A 5031-nucleotide genomic window follows, 5' to 3' on the forward strand; every position below is an offset into this window, starting at 1 on the left:
CATGGGGGTGCGTCCGGCCCGTTCCTCGTTCTCGGGTCGTGCTCTCGCGCGGAGGTGCTGCGCCCTATGCGTTCGGTCGGCCGAGGTGCTGCGCGAGCAGGGCCGGGAGCTCGTCGAGTCCTCGGATGCGCACGACGCCCMCCTCGTCGGCCTCGGCGGCGTCGGCGGCGACCGGTTCGACGCCGTGGCGATCGAGCCAGACGCCGAGGAGCCCGGCACGGGCGGCGCCGATGGCGTCGGTGCGCAGGCGGTCGCCGACGTATGCGCCGGCCGAGACCGGCGCGGTGCCGCTGAAGCGCCGGAGCGCCTCGTGGAAGATGCGCACGTCGGGCTTCGCGATGCCCACGTCGCCCGAGGCGACGACGTGCTCCATGCGCGCCTGCAGCGCCAGCCGCTCGACCTTCGAGGTCTGGAACGCGAGCTCGCCGTTCGTGATGATGCCGTAGCGCACGCTCGGCAGCGCGGCGGCGATCGCGTCGAGCGCGGGCAGCGCGTCGTCGTGCAGGGTCCATGCGTCGCGGTAGTGCCGGACGTACTCCCCGAACCAGGCGGTCGCCGCGGCCTCGTCGAGGTCTTCGCCGAATGCCTCGGCGAAGGCGGCGGCTCGGGCGCGGCGCTGGCCCTCGTACGTCAGGGAGCCCTCGAGATAGGAGGTGTAGTGCTGCTCCTCCAGCTGGTGCCAGCGCTGCGCGGCTGCTCGCTCGTCGCCCTGATATGCACGTGCGCGCATGTGACGGGCGATGCCCGTCGCGACCGCCTCGCGATGCRCCATGAGCGTGTCGTCGAGGTCGAAGAGCACGACCGGGGTCGCCGTCGGGGCGGCTGCCGGCGAGGTCATCGATCGCCGCCGAGGATCGGGCGCCAGCTCTCGTGGACGCGCGGATCGACGGGCTCCGTGCGCACCGCGTGCCACGCGGGCAACGTGCCGCCGTCGCGTGTCGGCACGGTCGGCGCGACGGGCTCGATGCGGCGGAATCCCGCGGCACGCGCCACCCTCGCCGAGGCGGTGTTGCCCTCGACGGCGCGCCACATCAACGAGGTGGCGCCGCGGATGCCGCCGGCCAGCACCCACTCCGTGACGGCCGTGGCGGCCTCGCTCATGAGGCCGCTGCCCCGGTGTGCGGCACCCAGCCAGAAGCCCAGCTCGTGCTGCGCCTCGCGCACGCTGATCATGCCCATCACCGGCCCGCCGTCGACGTCTCGGATCGCCCAGGTCAGCTCCCGGCCGCTCGCCCACGACTCGGGCACATACGATCCGAGGAATGCGTCGGCGTCAGCCCTCGTGTAGGGCCACGGCGTCGTGAGGTACCGCTCGAACAACGGATCCTGGCAGTACTCGGTCACGAGCTCGGCATCGGCGAGGCGGGGCTCGTCGAGGGTGAGCCGCGCCGTGCGCAGGGTGACCGGTCGCACGCTACGCCCGGCGGGTGAAGCCGACGCGGTCGTACGCCGCGGCGAGCATGCGCTCGGCCCGCTCGCTCGCCCGTTCCGCTCCGATCGCGAGCAACCGATCGAGCTCCGCCGGGTCTTCGAGCAGCTCGAGCGTGCGCGCCCGGATGGGCGCCAGGCGGTCGACCACCGCGTCGGCGACGTCCTTCTTGAAGTCGCCGTAGCCGCGGCCGTCGTACTCGGCCTCGAGCTCGGTGATGGGGCGCCCCGTGATCGCGGCCAGGATGTCGAGCAGGTTCGAGATGCCCGGCTTCTCGGCCGGGTCGTATCGCACCTCGCGACCGGTGTCGGTGACGGCACTCCGGAACTTCTTCGCGGTGACCGCGGGATCGTCCATGAGCTTCACGAGACCCGACTCGGAGGCGGCGGACTTCGACATCTTCGCCGTCGGCTCCTGCAGGTCGTAGATGCGCGCCGACTCCTTGGGGATGAGGGCCTCGGGCACCACGAACGTCTCGCCGTAGCGCGAGTTGAAGCGACCCGCGAGATCGCGCGTGAGCTCGAGGTGCTGGCGCTGGTCGTCACCGACGGGCACGAGCTGGGTGCCGTAGAGCAGGATGTCGGCCGCCATGAGCACCGGGTAGGTGAACAGGCCCACCGTCGTGGCATCCGCCCCCTGCTTGGCCGACTTGTCCTTGAACTGCGTCATGCGGCTCGCCTCGCCGAAGCCCGTGAGGGTGCCGAGCACCCACGCCAGCTCGGCATGAGCGGGCACGTGCGACTGGATGAAGAGCGTCGAACGTTCGAGGTCGACCCCCGACGCGAGGTACTGCGCGGCGGTTCGGCGCACGTTGGCGTGGAGCGCCGCGGGATCCTGCTGAACGGTGATCGCGTGCAGGTCGACCACGCAGTAGATGGGGTCGTACTCGTCTTGCAGGGCGACCCAGTTGACGAGCGCTCCCAGGTAGTTGCCGAGGTGCAGGGAGTCGCTCGACGGCTGCATGCCGGAGAAGACGACGGGACGGGAGGTGGTCATGCGGTGCGGGTCCTTGTCACGTGGTCGTGGAGTCGTGGGAGCGCGGGTCAGAGGTCGTAGTCGACGACGACCGGCGAGTGATCGGAGAACCGCGCGTCGTAGGTCGCGGCGCGGTCGATGCCGTAGGAGAGGGCGAGATCGGCGAGCGGCGCCGTGGCCAGCTGGTAGTCGATGCGCCATCCGGTGTCGTTGTCGAAGGCCTTGCCGCGGAACGACCACCACGAATAGGGGCCGTCGACCTCGCCGGCGAAGCGTCGGCCGACGTCGATCCAGCCGAGGCCGCCGCCGCGGTTGTAGTCGTCGTCGCCCTCGGCGCCGACGAAGCGATCGAAGTGGGCCCGCTCCTCGGGGAGGAAGCCGGCGCGCTTGACGTTGCCCTTCCAGTTGCGGATGTCGAGCGTGCGGTGCCCGACGTTCAGGTCGCCCACGACGAGCGCGAGCTCGGAGTGCGCGGCGAGCTCGGGGAGGCGCGCCTCCATGGCGTCGAGGAAGCGGTACTTCTCCACCTGCTTCGCGGTCTCGGCCTCGCCCGAGTGGACGTAGGCGCTGACGACGGTGATGATGCGGTCGCCGACCTCGTAATCGGCCTCGAGCCAGCGCCCTGCGCTGTCGAAGTCGGGTGCGCCGAGCTCGACGCGGTGGATGCTCGCGCGGTTGCGGCTCGCGATCGCGACGCCGGCGCGCCCCTTCGCCGTGGCGGGGTCGTGCAGGATGTCCCAGTCGTCGCCGAGCAGCGCCTGGAGGTCTTCGGTGGACGCCCGCACCTCCTGCATCGCGAGGATGTCGACGTCACGGCCGTCGAGCCACTCGCCCATGCCCCGGCGGAATGCCGCCCTGACCCCGTTGACGTTGACGCTGGCGACACGGAGCGGTTTCGCTGAGGGCATGCTTCGATCCTACGGGAGCCCTCCGACGTCGCCGGCTGCCGGTGGGGCGGCGGCCGCCTCGAGACGGGCGAGCTCGCCCTCAGCCCGCGAGAGTCGGCGGCGAGCGGGGATCCGCTCGAACCAGCCGGCCCGCTCGAGCTCGGCCCTGGCCTCTCTGACCCGCACCTGCGCCGCCGTGAGCAGCGCCTCCTGCTCGCGGACGCGTTCCTCCTCGACGAGCTGCTCGGGCGTGACCCGGCGAAGCGTCTCGTTGTGGTCGAAGGCCTCGACCGCGATCCAGCTGGCGGCCACGAGGATCACGATGCCGGTGAGGCGGAACCAGAGCAGCAGTGCGATGAAGACCGCGAAGGTCGCGAGCAGCGGGTTCTTCCCGGCGCCGGTGATCACCAGTCCGCCGAGCAGCTGCAGCACGGTGAGCGCCGCCGAGCCGAGCAGGGACCCGACCCACATCCGACGCCACGGCATCGCGGCGCCCGACAGGAAGCGGAACAGCACCGCCAGCGCGGCGGCGTCGATCACGAAGACGACCAGCATCGATCCGGCCTGGAACAGGAGGTTCGACCACACCGAGTCGGGTGACAGGTGGAGCAGTGCGACCAGCCAGGTCCAGAGCGAGGTCGTCGCCACCGTGAGCACGGTCGCGGCCAGCAGGATCGTGCCGAACAGGAGCCCGACGATGAAGTCGCGCGTCTTCAGCAGCACGTAGGCGCGGGTGTCCTTCGGCAGCAGGAAGATGCTGCGCACCGCGATCCTCGAGTACGTGATCCAGCCGATGGCCGTCCAGATCAGGCCCGCGAGGGCGACGGCGCCCGTCCAGCCGAAGAGGCTCGTGCTCGTCGTCGCGATCGCGTAGAGGTCGTCGGTCGAGATGAGGCCGTCGTCGCCGATGAGCCCCGGCGCATAGGAGTTGAGCAGGGCGATGAAGGCGTTGAGGGTCTGCGAGTCGGCGGTGAGCCAGATGCCCGCGACGGCGAACACGACGTAGACGGCGGCGAAGATGGCGAACAGCGCCTGGTAGCTCATGCCCGAGGAGAGCAGGAAGCCGTTGCGAGCGAGGAAGTGCCGCCACACGCGCACCGGGAACAGCGCCATGGTGCGTTGCGTCAGGTCGCTGACCCGGCTGATCGGTTCCTCGAACCGCTCCTTGAAGGCCTCATTGCGCGAGACCGGATGCGGCGGCGCGGTCCCCAGCGGATCGTCGTCGATCGGGGTGCGCTCGCTCACGGCTCCAGACTAGCGACCCGTCGGCGGGGCGGCGGATGCGGCTCGACGGGGCAGCAGACCGGTCCCCATGTCGCGCCCGAGGGTGGCCCCGTCTTCGGGGGACAAATCCGAGAAATCCTTGGAATGCGCTGAGTCACGGGCGCAGACTGGCGATGCTGACCCGTTACCCGAGCCGGCTCCCAACCCGATCCTGGAGCTGTCATGTACCCGATGAGGAATACCCGTCGGGCGCGCCATTCCATCGGAATGCGTGCCCGCGGAGGCATCCGCACCACACTGGCCGGCGCCGTCGTCGRCGCACTCGTGCTCTTCGGCGCGCCCATGTTGGCTGCCGCAGACGAGCTCCCGGCCGATCCGGTCGCGACCGAGGCATCCGTCGCCCCGGAGCCCACGGCTGAGCCGGCCGCCGAGCCCGCCGCCACCGACCCGGTCTCCGAGCCCGCGCCCGAACCGGCCGTGGAGCCTGAGGCGCCGCCGGCCGCGACCCCGGAGTCC

The 5031-nt window shown here is 71.1% G+C and carries 5 protein-coding genes and 1 pseudogene; 1 reads left to right on the top strand and 5 read right to left on the bottom strand.

What is annotated here, in order from left to right; translation table 11 throughout:
- Positions 1–64 precede the first annotated feature (64 nt).
- The 5 genes from AC1DY2_RS15155 to AC1DY2_RS15175 are packed head-to-tail and all read right to left on the bottom strand — an operon-like array spanning position 65 to position 4536.
- The gene (locus AC1DY2_RS15155; protein ID WP_476763182.1) at positions 65–838 is read right to left on the bottom strand and encodes an HAD family hydrolase; all 774 of its coding nucleotides are present in this window, start codon (positions 836–838) and stop codon (positions 65–67) included.
- Positions 835–1413, bottom strand: a complete 579-nt coding sequence (locus tag AC1DY2_RS15160; RefSeq protein WP_476763183.1) for a GNAT family N-acetyltransferase — start codon at positions 1411–1413, stop codon at positions 835–837. Before AC1DY2_RS15160 ends, AC1DY2_RS15155 begins: the two co-directional genes overlap by 4 nt.
- A 1-nt stretch (position 1414) precedes the next feature.
- A complete protein-coding gene (gene trpS, locus AC1DY2_RS15165; RefSeq protein ID WP_476763184.1) occupies positions 1415–2425 on the bottom strand; it encodes a tryptophan--tRNA ligase in 1011 nt (336 codons plus the stop codon).
- Positions 2426–2472: 47 nt separating this feature from the next.
- Positions 2473–3312 carry an exodeoxyribonuclease III gene (locus tag AC1DY2_RS15170; protein ID WP_476763185.1) on the bottom strand — a complete coding sequence of 280 codons (840 nt, stop codon included), beginning with the start codon at positions 3310–3312 and terminating at the stop codon, positions 2473–2475.
- 9 nt (positions 3313–3321) lie between these two features.
- Positions 3322–4536: a YihY/virulence factor BrkB family protein gene (locus AC1DY2_RS15175; RefSeq protein WP_476763186.1), complete on the bottom strand. Its 1215-nt coding sequence runs from the start codon at positions 4534–4536 to the stop codon at positions 3322–3324.
- 246 nt (positions 4537–4782) lie between these two features.
- On the opposite strand from AC1DY2_RS15175, the pseudogene AC1DY2_RS15180 reads away from it, so the two are divergent.
- A pseudogene (locus AC1DY2_RS15180) lies at positions 4783–5031 on the top strand (hypothetical protein); the annotation flags it as partial.

Source organism: Agromyces sp. P1_H4, assembly GCF_056405255.1.

What these genes read in the sequence shown, in the direction of transcription:
- AC1DY2_RS15170 (WP_476763185.1), bottom strand. Translation starts at nt 3,312, where the DNA reads ATGCCCTCAGCGAAACCGCTCCGTGTCGCCAGCGTCAACGTCAACGGG.
- trpS (WP_476763184.1), bottom strand. Translation starts at nt 2,425, where the DNA reads ATGACCACCTCCCGTCCCGTCGTCTTCTCCGGCATGCAGCCGTCGAGC.